This is a genomic window from Streptomyces nogalater (genome assembly GCF_039532885.1).
Taxonomy (GTDB): domain Bacteria; phylum Actinomycetota; class Actinomycetes; order Streptomycetales; family Streptomycetaceae; genus Streptomyces; species Streptomyces nogalater.
Window position 1 is genome coordinate 571,606 of the sequence record NZ_BAAASM010000002.1, and the last position, 14,600, is coordinate 586,205.

Annotated in this window: 10 protein-coding genes; 5 read left to right on the plus strand and 5 right to left on the minus strand. The window is 72.8% G+C overall.

The genetic code is table 11. The annotated features are described in order from the left end of the window. The first annotated feature begins 249 nt into the window (after positions 1-249). From ABD350_RS04465 to sbnA, 5 genes are read left to right on the plus strand one after another with little or no spacing between them, the layout of a single operon-like run. Positions 250-2,832: a Pls/PosA family non-ribosomal peptide synthetase gene (locus ABD350_RS04465; protein WP_344346362.1), complete on the plus strand. Its 2,583-nt coding sequence runs from the start codon at positions 250-252 to the stop codon at positions 2,830-2,832. Between the two features lie 12 nt (positions 2,833-2,844). After that, on the plus strand, positions 2,845-6,120 hold the full coding sequence (locus ABD350_RS04470) for a non-ribosomal peptide synthetase (protein WP_344346363.1): 3,276 nt from the start codon (positions 2,845-2,847) through the stop codon (positions 6,118-6,120). Between the two features lie 43 nt (positions 6,121-6,163). Beyond that, the gene (locus ABD350_RS04475; protein WP_344346364.1) at positions 6,164-7,168 is read left to right on the plus strand and encodes a TauD/TfdA family dioxygenase; all 1,005 of its coding nucleotides are present in this window, start codon (positions 6,164-6,166) and stop codon (positions 7,166-7,168) included. Beyond that, the gene (gene sbnB / locus ABD350_RS04480; RefSeq protein WP_344346365.1) at positions 7,165-8,235 is read left to right on the plus strand and encodes a 2,3-diaminopropionate biosynthesis protein SbnB; all 1,071 of its coding nucleotides are present in this window, start codon (positions 7,165-7,167) and stop codon (positions 8,233-8,235) included. The genes ABD350_RS04475 and sbnB overlap by 4 nt, the downstream gene beginning before the upstream one ends. 37 nt (positions 8,236-8,272) lie before the next feature. After that, on the plus strand, positions 8,273-9,298 hold the full coding sequence (gene sbnA, locus ABD350_RS04485) for a 2,3-diaminopropionate biosynthesis protein SbnA (RefSeq protein ID WP_344346367.1): 1,026 nt from the start codon (positions 8,273-8,275) through the stop codon (positions 9,296-9,298). Between the two features lie 15 nt (positions 9,299-9,313). Here the strand turns inward: sbnA and ABD350_RS04490 are convergent, their stop codons facing one another. From ABD350_RS04490 to ABD350_RS04510, 5 genes are read right to left on the minus strand one after another with little or no spacing between them, the layout of a single operon-like run. Further along, complete coding sequence (locus ABD350_RS04490; RefSeq protein WP_344346368.1) at positions 9,314-10,486, minus strand: MFS transporter; 1,173 nt, start codon at positions 10,484-10,486, stop codon at positions 9,314-9,316. After that, entirely contained in the window at positions 10,486-11,007 is a 522-nt protein-coding gene (locus ABD350_RS04495; RefSeq protein ID WP_344346369.1) for a GNAT family N-acetyltransferase, read from the minus strand. Before ABD350_RS04495 ends, ABD350_RS04490 begins: the two co-directional genes overlap by 1 nt. Continuing rightward, positions 11,004-12,245 carry a type III PLP-dependent enzyme gene (locus ABD350_RS04500; RefSeq protein WP_344346370.1) on the minus strand — a complete coding sequence of 414 codons (1,242 nt, stop codon included), beginning with the start codon at positions 12,243-12,245 and terminating at the stop codon, positions 11,004-11,006. The genes ABD350_RS04495 and ABD350_RS04500 overlap by 4 nt, the downstream gene beginning before the upstream one ends. After that, the gene (locus tag ABD350_RS04505; RefSeq protein ID WP_344346371.1) at positions 12,242-13,534 is read right to left on the minus strand and encodes a DUF6271 family protein; all 1,293 of its coding nucleotides are present in this window, start codon (positions 13,532-13,534) and stop codon (positions 12,242-12,244) included. The genes ABD350_RS04500 and ABD350_RS04505 overlap by 4 nt, the downstream gene beginning before the upstream one ends. Then, positions 13,531-14,562, minus strand: coding sequence for a phytanoyl-CoA dioxygenase family protein (locus tag ABD350_RS04510; protein ID WP_344346372.1), 1,032 nt, complete (start codon positions 14,560-14,562; stop codon positions 13,531-13,533). Before ABD350_RS04510 ends, ABD350_RS04505 begins: the two co-directional genes overlap by 4 nt. Between the last annotated feature and the right edge of the window lie 38 nt (positions 14,563-14,600).

Below are 14,600 nucleotides of genomic sequence, written 5' to 3' on the forward strand. Positions count from 1 at the left end.
CGGGGCCGGTCCCGTCAGGGGCCGGCCCCGGCCGTCGTTACTGCGTTCGGGGCCCGCCGATCGGGTGAGACATGAGGTGTGAGAGGCATGAGGGATCCGCGGTGTGCGCTGCCGGGGGCCGCTTTCCCGCGGGCACGGCCGTCCTCGTTGAGTGGCAGGGTGCCGTCCGGCTCGCCAGACTGAAAACGGCGGTTCGTGATCGAAAAGATCCGGACGACCATGGCCATCCATACGTCCTCAGGAGATCGAATGGTGGAGCAGTCCTCCGAGGTCCCCATATCCGGGCCGGACGAAACCGCCGTCACCATGAGCGACAACGGCCCGGCCAGAGGAGAGACCGAGAGGAAACTCGCGGCGGCACTGGCCGAACTCGTGGAGGCCGACCACGTTCCGGCCGACAGTCACTTCTTCACCGATCTGGGCGCCAATTCCCTGGTCATGGCCCAGTTCTGCGCACGGCTGCGGAAAATACCGGACCTGCCCTCCCCCTCCATCCGGGACATCTACCGGCACCCCACGATCCGCAGCCTGGCCGAGGCCCTGGCACCGGCCTCGCCCGACGGCACAGCCCCGGTGGCACCCGCGCCGACGACCGTGTCGGCACCGGCCCCGGCGACCCGGGTGAACCCGCTGCACCACCGGTTGTGCGGGGCGTTCCAGCTGCTGGTCTTCCTGGTCTACTCCCTCGTTTACGGATACGTGGCCGCCGGCGGATACGAGTGGATTTCCCAGGCCACCGACCCGGGCGGCGTCTATCTGCGCTCGCTGGTGTTCGGAGGCGTCGCGTTCGTCGCGCTGTGCGCCTTTCCGGTCCTCGCGAAATGGATTCTCGTCGGCCGGTGGAAACCGGGTGAGTTTCCTCTCTGGGGACTGGCGTACGCCCGTTTCTGGTTCGTGAAGGTGCTGCTGCACGCGAATCCGATGGTGTTCCTCGTAGGCACCCCGCTGTACGTGCTGTATCTGCGGGCCCTCGGCGCGCGGATCGGCAAAGGCGTCACGATCCTCTCGCGCTCCGTCCCGGTCTGCACCGACCTGCTGACCATCGGCGCCGGGACGGTGATCCGCAAGGACTCCTTCTTCCTGGGCTACCGGGCATACGCCGGCCGCGTCCAGACCGGCCGGGTCACGATCGGCCGGGACGCGTTCGTCGGCGAGAAGACCGTCCTGGACATCGACACCTCGCTGGGCGACGGTGCCCAGCTGGGCCACTCCTCCGCGCTGCACCGCGGCCAGGCGGTTCCGGACGGCGAGCGCTGGCACGGCTCCCCGGCGGAGCCCACCGAGGTGGACCATGTGCGGGTCCCGCCGGCCCGGTGCGGCACCCTGCGCCGGGCCTGGTTCGGCACCGTCACCCTGCTGCAACTGCTGTTCGTCTACATCCCGATCGCCCTCGGCGGGGTGTACATGGTGTCCACCGGGATACCGGCGATCGGCAAGCGGCTCGATCCGCAGACGGCCGTGCTGAGCGAGCCGGAGCTGATACCCGACGCGCTGGCCGTCTCGCTCGCCGTGTTCTTCGGGTTCGTGGGCGTGGGGCTGGCCGCCCTGTACACGGTGCCGCGGCTGCTGCGCCTGCTGGTGCGGCCCGACCGGGTCTATCCGCTGTACGGAGTGCACTACACGCTGCACCGGATCGCGGCCCGCGTCACGAACATCAAGTTCTTCACCTGGCTGTTCGGCGACAGCTCGTACATCGTGTACTACCTCCGCAGGCTCGGCTACGACCTGTCACGCGTCGAGCAGACCGGGTCGAACTTCGGCACCGAGGTGCAGCACGAGACGCCGTTCCTGGCCAGCGTGGGCACCGGGACGATGGTGGCCGACGGGCTGTCGGTGGTGAACGCCGAGTACTCGGGGACGTCCTTCCGGCTGTCCCGGGTGGCGATCGGGGCGCGCAACTTCCTCGGCAACAACATCGCCTATCCGGCGGGCGGCCGGACCGGCGAGAACTGCCTGCTCGCCACCAAGGTGCTGGTGCCGCTCGACGGCGAGGTGCGCACGAACGTCGGGCTGCTCGGCTCCCCGCCGTTCGAGATACCCCGCTCGGTGGACCGCGACGCCCGGTTCGACCATCTGCGCACGGGCGAGGAACTGCGCCGCCACCTCTGCGCGAAGAACCGCTACAACCTGCGGTCGATGGCGTTGATGCTGTTCGCGCGCTGGCTGCACGTCTTCCTGCTGACCCTGTTCGGCCTGGTCTCCGTCGAGCTGTACGGCGTGGCCGGGCACGTGGTGATCGCCCTGTTCCTGGCGCTGGCACTGCTGCTGTCCACCGCGTACTACGTCCTGGTGGAACGCTGCATGACCGGGTTCCGCGCGCTGCGGCCCCAGCTGTGCTCCATCTACGACCGGAACTTCTGGCTGCACGAGCGCCTGTGGAAGGTCCCGGTGCAGTACCTGAACATCTTCAACGGAACCCCCTACAAGAGCCTCGTGTGGCGGCTGCTGGGCGTGCGCATGGGCAAGCGGGTGTTCGACGACGGCTGCTTCATGACCGAGCGGACCCTGGCCGCCGTCGGCGACGAGTGCACCCTCAACGCCGGCAGCAAGATCCAGTGCCACTCGCAGGAGGACGGCACCTTCAAGTCCAACGGCGTCACCCTCGGCGCCCGCTGCACGCTGGGCGTCGCCGCGCATGTGCACTACGGCGTGACCATGGGCGAGGGCTCGGTGCTGGCCGCCGACTCCTTCCTGATGAAGGGCGAGGAGGTCCCCCCGCACGCCCAGTGGGGCGGCAACCCGGCCGTGGACATGCCGGAGGTGGGCGGCGGGCCCCTCCCGCCGGACCTGGCCGAGAAGAAGACCGACGCCGCCGCTGCCGCCACCAGGTGAGGAAGGCCATCGATGGAAACGCGCGTGGAAGCCGACCGGGACTACTGGAGCCGTGTGCTGACCGCGGGCGGCGCGACCGCCGTACCGCGCTGGGTCACGGAGCCGGTGCCGGGGGCACGGGAGCAGGAGACGGCCCTCCCCGAGGAGGTGACGGCCGCGGTGCGGGCCCTGGTGCGCCGCTCCGGGCTCCCGCTGAGCGCGGTGCTGCTGGCGGCGCACGCCAAGGTGCTGGCCGCGCTGTCCGGCGAGCGGGATGTGGTGACGGGGTACACCGCCGGGGTGCGCGGCGAGCCGCTGCCGTGCCGGCTGACCGTCCCGCCGGGGTCCTGGCGGGCGCTGGTGACGGCCGCCGAGCGCGCCGAGGCGGAGCTGCTGGCGCACCGCGAGTTCCCGGTGGCGGGGCTGCGCCGGGAGCTGGGCCTGACCGAGCCGCCGTACGAGGTGGTGTTCGGCCCGGCCGGCGCCGACGGGGCCCGCCCCGACGAGACGCACGCGGACGAAGGCGTGCTGCGCATCCGCTGGTACGACCGGGGCGGACGGCTGGTGCTGCGGCTGCGGTACCGCACCGACGCGCTGGACGCCGGTGCCGCCGCCCGGATCGGCGGCTACCACCTGAGGGCCCTCGCGCTGCTGGCGGCCGGCCCGGACTCCGACCACGGCCAGCAGAGCCTGCTGTCCGCCGAGGAGGTGCGCGAGCAGCTCGAGGGGCTGGCCGGGCCCTGCCGGGAGCTGCCGGACGCCCGCGCGCACGAGCTGTTCGAGCGGCGGGCGCGGGAGCATCCGGACCGGGTGGCCGCCGTGCACGGCGAGCGCGCGTGGACGTACGGCGAGCTGAACGCGCGTGCCAACCGGCTGGCGCACGCGCTGCTGGAGCGCGGGCTGGGCCCGGAGGACGTGGTCGCCGTCGTCACCGAACGCGATCTCGACTGGCTCGCGGCGACGCTGGCGGTGTTCAAGGCGGGCGGCGTGTATCTGCCCGTGGAGCCGCACTTCCCGGCCGGCCGGATCGCGGCCATGCTGACCCGGGCGGAGTGCCGGCTGGTGCTCACCGAGTCCGGCAGCACCGAAAACCTCGACGAGGCGCTGGCCGCCGTGCCGGGGGCCGAGAAGCTGCCGGTGGAGACGGCGTACGCGGAGCCGCACCCCGACACCGACCCCGGGCTGCCGATCGAACCGGGCCGGCTGGCGTACATCTACTTCACCTCCGGCTCCACGGGGGAGCCGAAGGGGGCGATGTGCGAGCACGCGGGCCTGCTCAACCACCTGTACGCCAAGATCGGCGACCTGGGAATCGGCGAGGGCGCGGTGGTGGCGCAGACGGCGCCGCAGTGCTTCGACATCTCGTTGTGGCAGCTGCTGTCCGCGCTGCTGACCGGCGGCCGGACGCTGCTGGTGGGCCAGGACGTGGTCGTGGACGTGGAGCGGTTCGTGGACACGCTGGTGCGCGGCCGGGTCGCCGTGGCCCAGCTCGTGCCCTCCTATCTGGAGGTCGTGGTCTCGTACCTGGAGCAGCGTCCGCGCGCGCTGCCGGACCTGCGGTGCGTGTCGGTGACCGGGGAGGCGCTGAAGCGGGAGCTGACGCAGCGCTGGTTCGCGCTCCAGCCGAGGATCCGGCTGCTCAACGCCTACGGGCTGACCGAGACCTCCGACGACACCAACCACGAGGTGCTGGACGGCGTGCCGGACCGGGTGCTGCTGGGCCGCGCGGTCGACAACGTCCGCGTGTACGTCGTGGACGAGGACCTGTCGCTGGTGCCGCTGGGCGCCCCGGGGCTGATCGCGTTCTCCGGCGTCTGCGTGGGCCGGGGGTATGTGAACGACCCCGAGCGGACCCGGGAGGCGTACCGCACCGATCCCTACCGGCCCGGTGAGCGGCTGTACCTGGGCGGTGACCTGGGCCGCTGGCATCCCGGCGGCAAGCTGGAGTTCCTCGGCCGGCGGGACAACCAGGTCAAGATCCGCGGCTTCCGCATCGAGATCGGCGAGATCGAGAACACCCTGCTGCGGGTGGACGGGGTGCGCGACGGCGCGGTGGTCGTCGCCGAGCGGGGCGGCGGGAACAAGCAGCTGATCGCCTTCCACACCGGCCGGCGGGTCCCGCCGGAGACACTGCGCGAGGCGCTCGCGGCGGCGCTGCCCTCCTACATGGTCCCCTCGGCGTTCCACTGGCGCCGAAGCCTTCCGCTGACCGCCAACGGCAAGACCGACCGCAAGGCGCTGACCGCGCTGGCCGAGCGGACCGGGCGGGCCGCCCCGCCGGACCCCGCCGCCGGGTCCGGGGAGGCACTGAGCCCCACCGAGCGGCGGCTGGCGGCGCTCTGGGCCGAACTGCTGGGCGTGCCTCGGGAGCGGATCGGCCGCACGGACCACTTCTTCGACTCCGGGGGCACCTCCCTGACGGCCGTCAAGCTCAGCGTCGCGCTGGACCGGGCGGTCTCGCTGAAGGACGTCACCCGCCATCCGGTCCTCGCCGACCTGGCCGCCGTCCTCGACGGTGCCGCCCGGTCCCGCCCGGAGCTGCTGCAACCGCTGTCGGAGGCGGACGGCGGCCCCGAGGGCGCGCTGGTGTGCTTCCCGTACGCGGGCGGCAACGCGGTCAACTACCGCCCGATGGCGGCGGCGCTGGCCGGCAGCGGCCTGGCGGTGCTCGCCGTCGACCTGCCCGGGCACGATCTGGCGGACCGGTCCGAGCCGTTCGCGTCGATCGCGGACGTGGCCGAGCGGGTCACCGCCGAGATCACGGCACGCGGCCTGACCCGGGTCATGCTGTGGGGGCACTCCTCGGGCGCCGCCCCGGCCCTGGAGACGGCCCGCAGGCTCACGGAGCGGGGCGTCCGGGTGACCCGGGTGTTCCTCGGCGCACAGCTACTGGGCACCGCCGCCGAGCGCGGCGCCGCCGTCGACGGGCTGACCCGCAGCAGTGACGCGGAGATCGCGGCGCGGCTGGCCGCGGACAGCGGCTACACCGAACTCGCCGAACTGAACGAGCGGCACGCCGAGCACATCGGCGCCGCCTACCGGCACGACTGCCTCTCGGCGCACCGCTACCTGCTGGCCGCGCTCGCCTCGCCGCCGCCGGTCAGGCTGTCCGCGCCGGTGACGGTGGTGGTGGCCGCCGACGACCCGCACACGGCCGGCTACGCCGAACGCCACCAGGACTGGCGGCTGCTGGCCGACCACGTCGAGCTGCACGAACTGCCCGACGGGGGCCACTACTTCCCGCGTACGCGCCCGGACGGGGCGGCGCGGGCCGTCCTGACCGCGGCCGTGCCGCTGGCCTCCACCTGAGGGCCCGTCCCCCATCCGACGGGCGACCGGAAAGGAAACCGAGATGCCGTCCTCATCCCTGGCAGCACCGCTCGATGTGGAGCTGCGGCCGGACAGACCAGCGCTGCTGCGCGTCGCTTCGCCGGACGACCCCGCGAGCTGGGCGGCCGAGCACCGCGAGGCGTTGCGCGCGCGGGTCACCGAGCACGGGGCCCTGCTCGTGCGCGGCCTCGGCCTGGCGGACCCCGAGCAGGTCGGCGCCGTCCTCACCCGGCTGGCGGGCGAGCCGATGACGGAGACGGAGGCGTTCGCGCCGCGCGAGAGCGCCGGCCCGGGGCTGTACTTCTCCACTCCCTGGCCGGCCAACCAGCCGATGTGCATGCACCACGAGCTGAGCTACCGGCTGCGGGTGCCCGGGCTGATGCTGTTCGCGTGCCTGACCGCGCCCGAGACGGGCGGGGCGACCGCGGTGGCCGACGCCGAGGAGGTCCTGAAGGCGCTGCCCGCCGGCCTGACGCGACGGTTCGAGCAGGAGGGCTGGCTGCTGACCCGCAGCTACAACGACGAGATCGGAGCCTCGCTGGAGGAGTCCTTCGGCACCGCCGACCGCGCCGCGATCGAGGACTACTGCCGGGCCCACGCCATCGACCACGCCTGGCTCGCCGACGGTTCGCTGCGCACCCGGCAGCGCCGGGCCGCCGTCGTCCGGCACCCGGTGACGGGCCGCCGCTGCTGGTTCAACCAGATCGCCTTCCTCAACGAGTGGACGCTCGCCCCGGAGGTGCGCGAGTACCTGGTGGACGAGTACGGCCCGGACGGCCTGCCGTTCAACACCTGCTACGGCGACGGCACCCCGATCGGCGCGGACGTCGTCGAGCACCTGAACGCCACGTACGAGGAGCACACCCGGCGCGAGCCCTGGCAGGCCGGTGACCTGCTGCTGGTGGACAACATCCGTACCGCGCACAGCAGGGAGCCGTTCACCGGTGACCGGCGGGTCCTGGTCGGCATGGCCGAGCCGCGGCAGGTGGCCGACGGCTCCTTCACCCCGGAGGCGAGCGGACGATGACCGACGTACTGCCCCACACCGCCCGCGCGGCCGAGTCCGGCCCGCCGTCCGTGCCGACCTTCGCCGTGATCCCCGGCGAGCAGGTGAAGAAGGCCCTGGAAGGGTCCGAGAGACAGGTGGTGGAGCTGGTCGAGGCCACCTACCGGCTGCACGGCGCCGGGGAGTCGGTGAACCCGCCGTCGTACTTCCTGCGCTTCCCCGACCGTCCCAGCTCCCGGATCATCGCGCTGCCGGCGTCCATCGGCGGGTCCGTCCACGTGGACGGACTGAAGTGGATCTCCAGCTTTCCGGAGAACGTGGACGCCGGTCTGCCGCGGGCGTCGGCGGTGCTCATCCTCAACGACCACGACACCGGCTATCCGTTCGCCTGCCTGGAGAGCTCCATCATCAGCGCGACCCGGACCGCCGCGTCCGCCGCGCTGGCCGCCGACTGGCTCAGCCGCGAGCGGCCCCGGCCGACCCGGGTGGGATTCTGCGGCACCGGTCTGATCGCCCGGTACATCCACACCTTCCTGGCCCGCACCGGCTGGACCTTCGAGGCCATCGGCGTGCACGACGTGTCCGCCGCCAGCACCGAGGGCTTCTGCGGCTATCTGCGGCAGTCCGGGGCCACCGAGCCGGTCACCGTCCACGACAGCGCGGAGGGCCTGATCCGCTCCAGCGACCTGGTGGTCTTCGCCACCGTCGCCGGCCGGCCGCATGTCACCGCCCCCGCCTGGTTCGGCCACAACCCGCTGGTGCTGCACATCTCGCTGCGCGACCTCGCCCCCGAGGTGCTGCTCGCCTCGGCCAACTTCGTGGACGACGTGGAGCACTGCCTGAAGGCGGACACCTCCCCCCACCTGGTGGAACAGCGCACCGGCAACCGCGACTTCCTCAACGGCACCCTCAACGACGTGCTGCTGGGGCGGGCCGCGCCGCCGCACGACCAGCCGGTGATCTTCTCCCCCTTCGGCCTCGGCGTCCTCGACCTGGCCGTCGGCAAGTACGTCTACGACCAGGTCGCGCGGGCGGGCCGGCTCCGCCTCGTCGACGACTTCTTCCACGACCTGCGCCGCTACGGCTGAGGCCGTTTCCCCCCGCCCTGGCAACAGGAGGCCCGCCGTGCCCGTGATCACCGCTCCCCACGCGTTCAACGAAGGGAGTCTCTTCGTCGATCTGGAGTCGATAGTCGGATACCGCCTCTACCTCAAGTGCGAGGGCTTCAATTTCGCCGGCTCCATCAAACTGAAGGCCGCGAACGAGATGGTGGAGAGCGCCGAGCGGGACGGGAGCCTGAAGCCCGACTCCGTCCTCGTCGAGTCCTCGTCCGGCAATCTGGGCGTCGCGCTCAGCATGATCGCCGCGAGCAAGGGTTACCGGTTCCTGTGCGTGACGGACTCCCGGTGCAACCTGTCGACCAAGCTGCTGATGGAGGCCCTCGGCAGTCATGTGCACGTGGTGACCGACCTGGACGAGAACGGCGGCTTCCTGGGCACCCGGCTGGAGTACGTCCGTTCGCTGTGCGCGTCGGACGACCGGTACGTGTGGCTGAGCCAGTACACCAACGCGGGCAACTGGCGGGCGCACTACCGCACCACCGCCCCGGAGATCGCCGGCCACTTCCCGGCCCTGGACGTGCTGTTCGTCGGGACGGGCACCGCCGGGACCCTGATGGGCTGCGCGCGGTACTTCCGCGAGTGGCACCGGCCGGTGCGGATCGTCGCCGTGGACAGCATGGGGTCGGTGGCGTTCGGCGGCCCGCCCGGCCGCCGGATGATCCCCGGCCTGGGCATGAGCATGCGTCCGCCGCTGCTGGACGAGTCCTTCGTGGACGAGGTGATCCGGGTGGAGGAGGCGGACACCATCCGCACCTGCCACCGGCTGGCCCGGCGGGGCTTCCTGTTCGGCGGCTCCACCGGGACGGTGGTCAGCGCGGCGACGGAGTGGCTGGCCCGGCAGGACGCCCGGGAGCTGACCGCGGTCGCCATCGCCCCGGACCTCGGCGAGCGCTATCTGGACACCGTGTACCAGACCAACTGGCTCCAGGACCTGTACGGCGAGCAGCTGCTGGACTCGGCCGGGACGGAGACCCCGGCCTGGGACGACGACCCGGCGCCCCGGGCACCGGGCCGGCGCCGCAGACCCTAGGGACCCCCGTTCCGCTCAGGTCTCGGCGAGCGCGCCGGACCGGGCCCGCCACGGGATCCGGAAGGCGGTCGCCGTGACGATGAGGGCACAGACCGCCACCGTGGCCATGCCCAGGGTGAGGTTCGCCGCGCTCGCCACGAAGCCGATCAGGGCCGGGCCGCCCAGCAGCCCGGTGGTGCCCATCGCGGCGACCAGGGCCAGGGCGTCCGGGCCGTGTCCGGCCGCCGCCACGTACACGCACGGGGTGACGGCGGCGGCACCGAGGCCGACGCAGGCGAAACCGAGCAGCGTGGGGACCACTCCCCCGGCCAGCAGGGCGAGGGCCAGGCCGACGGCGGCCACCGCGCTGCCGGTGCGCACCACCGCTCCGTCGCCCCAGCGGGTACGCCAGCGGTCCGCGCACACCCGGGCCAGCAGCATCATCACGGAGACGACCGCGATGCCGAGCGGCGCGACGCTCGCCGACGCCCGCACGACGTCCTTCAGGTAGAGCGTCGACCAGTCGTTCATCGCGCCCTCGGTGATCGTGCCGAACACCATGGCGCAGCCCATCAGCAGGGTCGTACCGGACGGCAGCCCGCGCCGGGCCCTGCGCTCGGGCCCGGCCTCGGCGGCCGGGCCCGGCTCCTCGGGCGCGAGCAGGCCCGGCCGGGCACCGCCGAGCAGGAGCAGCAGCAGCGCGCCGGCGAGAGCGAAATGGGCCGGGACGGACCCGGTCACGGCGGTGACACCGGAGGCCAACAGGGCGGCGGCGAGCAGCCCGGCGCTGAAGACGGCGTGCAGCTGGGACATGGCGGTGCGCCCGTACGCCTTCTCCAGCGCGGCCCCTTGCGCGTTCATGGCCACGTTGAGACAGCCGACCGCGACCCCGTCGGCGGCCGCGGCGAGCAGCGCCAGCGGGTAGTCCGGTACGGCGGACAGGGCGGCCAATACGGCGATCAGGGCGGCGGCGGACACCAGGGACAGCCGCCGGGAGCCGAGCCGCCGCATCAGCACGGCGACCAGCGGGAAGGAGACCGCCGCGCCCGCCCCGCAGGCCATCAGCAGCACACCCACCTCGCCGGCGCCGAGGTCCAGCCGGGTCTTCAGCGCGGGCAGGCGGGCGATCCAGGTGCCGTACTGGAAGCCGAGGAAGCAGAACAGCGCGGCGATCGACCACTTGGCGCGCGCGAAGGACCGGCCGGGCATCACACCGCCTCCCGGTGCGGCAGGGCCGAGGCGGTCACCGGCGCCGACATGTAGACCGCGCCCCGGCCGTACTCCGGCGGGACCGGGGCCGACGGGTGGGTGCGGTAGCCGTGGGCGCGCCAGAACGTCTCCTTGTCGCCGACGGCGACCAGCGAGAGGGTGGCGAAGCCGCCCGCCCGGGCCGTCTCGGTCAGGTGGCGCACCAGCCGGGTGCCGAGCCCCCGGCGGCGCAGCGGGGCGCTGACGACGATGTCGTGCAGGTGCAGGTTGGCGGTGTCGTGGACGGCCGGTTCCGGGCGGCCCAGCGCGGGGCAGCGGAACCGGGGGTAGGGCAGGGCGAGGACATAGCCGACGGGCCGGCCGTCGCGTTCCAGGACGAAGCAGGTGCCGGCCGAGGCGCGGGCCCTGGAGCGCAGCGACTCCTCCCCCTCGGCGAGGGAGAGGTCCGCGTACGCCTCGCTCTCCAGGGCGGCCAGCCGGGGCCAGTCGGCCTCGGTGATGCCCCGTAGACGGTCGTTCATGTCAGTGGGAGTCCTTCCGGGCCGCGGACGCACACGCACGGCAGCGGGCGGATGCCGTTGAAGCCCTGGGTCGTGTAACTGGGGGCGTAGGCGCCGGCGGACAGGATCCACACCGGGTCGCCGGAGGCGAGGGCCCGCGGGACGGGCACCGGGTGCCGGCCGCCGCCGTAGGCGTCGTCGCCGTCGCAGGTGGGGCCCGCGACGACCGCGGGCACGTGCTCCTCGGTCTCCCGCCCCGGGAAGGCCAGCGGGTGGATCACCTGGTCCATCTCGTACAGCCCGTTGAACTTGCCCACGCTCAGGTACAGCCAGCGGTCGGGTTCGCCGTCCGGCCGGGTCCGCTCGGTCAGCCGCACCACGTGCGCCCGGATGGCCCCGTGGTCGGCGACCAGGTGCCGGCCGGGCTCCAGGACGAACCGGAGCGGGGCTGCGGCCAGGCCGTCCAGGCGCTCCATGCCCTCGCGGAGCACGGTGAGGATCTTGTCCAGCGGCGGGTCGAGCGGGGTGCCCCGCCGGTCCAGGTAGCCGAGCGCGGGCAGGCCGCCGCCGAGGTTGACGTGGTCCGGTACGATCCCCCGCCCGGCCAGCGCGCCCAGTGTCCCGGCGAGTGTGTCCAGGGCCTGCTGCCAGGCCTCGCCGGTCATCTGCTGGGAGCCGACGTGCACGGACAGTCCGGCCGGGACGAGGCCGGCCGCGCGGGCGGCGGTCATGATCCGGACGGCGTCGTCCGGGGCGCAGCCGAATTTGCGGTTCAGGCCCCACAGGGCGCCCTGGCCGCTGGTGGCCAGCCGGCAGAACACCCGCGCGCCGGGGGCGTGTTCGGCGATCGCGGTGACGTCGTCGAGGCTGTCGGTGGCGAACGTGCGGACACCCAGGCGGTGGGCTTCGGCGATGTCGTGGTCGGACTTGACGGTGTTGCCGTAGTGGATGCGGTGGGGTCGTGCCCCGGCTTGCAGGGCTTGTCGGATTTCGGCGGGGCTCGCGGTGTCGAACCCGGCGCCGCGTCGTGCGAGGCAGCGGAGGACGTCGTCCACCGGGCAGGCCTTGAGGGCGAAGCGGACGTCCGTGCCGGGCAACTCGCGGAGCAGGGTGTCGTATTGGTGCTCTATGCCGGTGAGGTCGTAGAGGATGTGGTCGGTTGTGGGGGCGCCCAGGGGGGTGCCCGGGAATGTCGTCTCGCGCGTGCGGGTTCGCTGTGGCTTGTCGCGCCGTTCCCCGCGCCCCTTCGGAGCGCTCATGCGCGGGCCGCCTCTATCAGTGACGGCCATGCCTCGGCCAGGAAGGCGAAGTCCTGCATGTCCCGTGCCGTCTGGTCCAGCAACTCGTCGCGTTCCGCCGCCAGTTGCTCGGCGAACTTGGCGTATTGGCCGCCCAGTTTGCGGTACGCCGTGTCCACTCGGTCCAGGCGCCAGATGTTCTCGGTGCGGTCCAGGGTCGTGCTCTCGTGGAGAAGGCGCACGACGCGGTCGGGGCGGACTCGGTGGAGGGGGTCGAGCAGGCCGGCGGAGCCCTCCGCGGCCATGCGGTCGTAGACGTGGTGGAAGTGGAGCATCGAGAGCAGGAACTTCACGAAGCGCCGCTGGTAGGCGGGGAAGCCGGTGTCGGTGCGGCGTTCGGGGGTGTGGAAGTTCTCGATGTGGCGGTTGTGCAGGATGCCGGGCAGACCCGCGTCGTGGACGAGGTGGAGGAGGAAGTAGTCGCTGCCGATGGTGTCGGTGGCGGGCGGCAGCGGGACCCGCTCGTACACCGCCCGGTCGAAGGCGATGTTGCACATGTCGACGCGCATGGGGTCGACCACGGTGAGGGTCGAGTGGTCGCCGGTGAAGGGGGCGGTGCCCGCGCCCGTGAAGGACTCCTCGACCAGCGCGCGGCGGCGGTCCTCGGGCCAGTCGCCGGGTGCCCAGAGGCCGACGACGTCGTGGTAGACGGCTTCGTCCAGGCGTCGTATCCCGGCGATGTCGACGGAGAGTTCGCCGATGAAGGAGGCGCCGGCCAGGGAGACCGGGCGGTGGGCCAGGGCCGGGTCGAGGTCGGTGCGGGTGACCGTCGCCGATGCCTCGCCGGCGGGGCGGCCGAGCCAGGGCAGCTCGTGGTGGACGGGGAACACCGGCCGCCCGGCGTGGACCTGGTAGGTGCTGTCGGAGTCCCTGCGGTGCACGGAGTGGCAGCCCAGGGAGGCGGCCAGCAGGAAGGCCCGGTTGGTGCAGGCGCCGTAGGAGACGGCGGAGGGCAGCATGAGGTCGAGCAGGCGGTCCGGTTCGGGCAGGCCGGAGCGTGCGATCGTCCGGCGCAGCCAGGCGCGTTGGCGTTCCTCGTCGAGGTGGTGGACGGTCACGCCCGGCTCGGCGGGCAGGGCCGCGACGGTGTCCGCGTGGGCGGCCCGGGTGCGGTCGTCGGCGGAGTCCAGGATCAGCAGCTGGACGTCGGCGCCGAAGTTCCGCACGGCGTAGGCGGCTTCGGCGTGCAGGGCGGTGAGGGTGGCGGAGCAGGCGCGGTTGGTGGGCAGGGCGAGGCAGACGCGGTTCACCGGTCTCCTTCCGCGGCGGCCCAGGAGTCGAGCCCCAGCAGCTTGCGGCCCAGGCCGTTCAGTTCGGCGGGGCCGTAGCGGAGGGCTTCCGGCCGGCGGGCGTCGCCGAGCAGGGTGGCGTTCCAGTCGGGGGTGTCGAGGGTGCGCCAGGAGTGCACGCGGGAGTCGCGCAGGGCGGTGTGCTCCTCCAGGGCGGGCATCATCGACAGGTACTGGACGGCTCGGACAGCGTTGTCGGAGAGGTTGGGCGCCACACCGTGGGCGAGCATCCCGTTGAAGATCAGCAGGTCGCCGGCCTGGAGGTCGGGGCGGACCACCGGGAACTCGGCGCGGTCGATCGCGGGGCGGACCGGGTCGCGGCCGGCGGGCTGCGCCAGGCGCCACTCCTCGAAGCGGCGGAAGAGTTCCGGCGCGCACTGGAAGCCGCCGAGTTCGGGCCGGGTGTCGGTGAGCGCGATGATGCCCTGGACGCGCTGCGGCAGCACGGCGCGGGTGGAGTCGACGTCCCAGTGCAGCTCGATGTCGAAGCCCTCGTCGGTGGGGTCGATCAGGGAGCGGGACCGGGTGCGGATGTTGGGCGGGTTGAGGTTGAGCCGGTCCAGGGTGACCCACAGCTCGGGGCTGTCCCACACGTCCACGAAGGCGTCGTATACCCGTCGGCTCTGCCGGCTGTCCCAGAGCAGTTGGTGGTGGTAGGCCTCGACGAAGCCGTAGATGTACAGGTGGCGGTCGAGTTCGGAGCGGAAGCCGGGTTCCTCGTACCAGGTGTCGGGGCGGTCGGGGTCGAGTCCCTGGAAGTCCCAGGCGAAGTCGAGCAGGGCCTTGGCCTCGCCGGGGGTGATGGCCTCGCGGACGACGACGTAGCCGTAGGTCTGCCAGAACGCGAAGTCCTCCTCGGACAGCACGCGCAGCGGCTCGGTCTTCTCCAGGTCGCGCAGCGGGGTCGGGGCGAGGTAGGTCTCCCCGTCGGCGCTGAAGTAGGGGCGGCCGGTCGCCGCTCGGTGGAGGTAGGGGGCGGGCTCGTGCATGTGTTCACACTCCGGGGTGATCGGGACGACAACACCTG

Bases quoted from the DNA above. Each gene is read 5' to 3' on its own strand.
- ABD350_RS04475 (WP_344346364.1), top strand. From the start codon at position 6,164: ATGCCGTCCTCATCCCTGGCAGCACCGCTCGATGTGGAGCTGCGGCCG.
- ABD350_RS04470 (WP_344346363.1), top strand. From the start codon at position 2,845: ATGGAAACGCGCGTGGAAGCCGACCGGGACTACTGGAGCCGTGTGCTG.
- ABD350_RS04500 (WP_344346370.1), bottom strand. From the start codon at position 12,245: ATGAGCGCTCCGAAGGGGCGCGGGGAACGGCGCGACAAGCCACAGCGA.
- ABD350_RS04490 (WP_344346368.1), bottom strand. From the start codon at position 10,486: ATGCCCGGCCGGTCCTTCGCGCGCGCCAAGTGGTCGATCGCCGCGCTG.
- sbnB (WP_344346365.1), top strand. From the start codon at position 7,165: ATGACCGACGTACTGCCCCACACCGCCCGCGCGGCCGAGTCCGGCCCG.
- ABD350_RS04495 (WP_344346369.1), bottom strand. From the start codon at position 11,007: ATGAACGACCGTCTACGGGGCATCACCGAGGCCGACTGGCCCCGGCTG.
- ABD350_RS04465 (WP_344346362.1), top strand. From the start codon at position 250: ATGGTGGAGCAGTCCTCCGAGGTCCCCATATCCGGGCCGGACGAAACC.
- ABD350_RS04510 (WP_344346372.1), bottom strand. From the start codon at position 14,562: ATGCACGAGCCCGCCCCCTACCTCCACCGAGCGGCGACCGGCCGCCCC.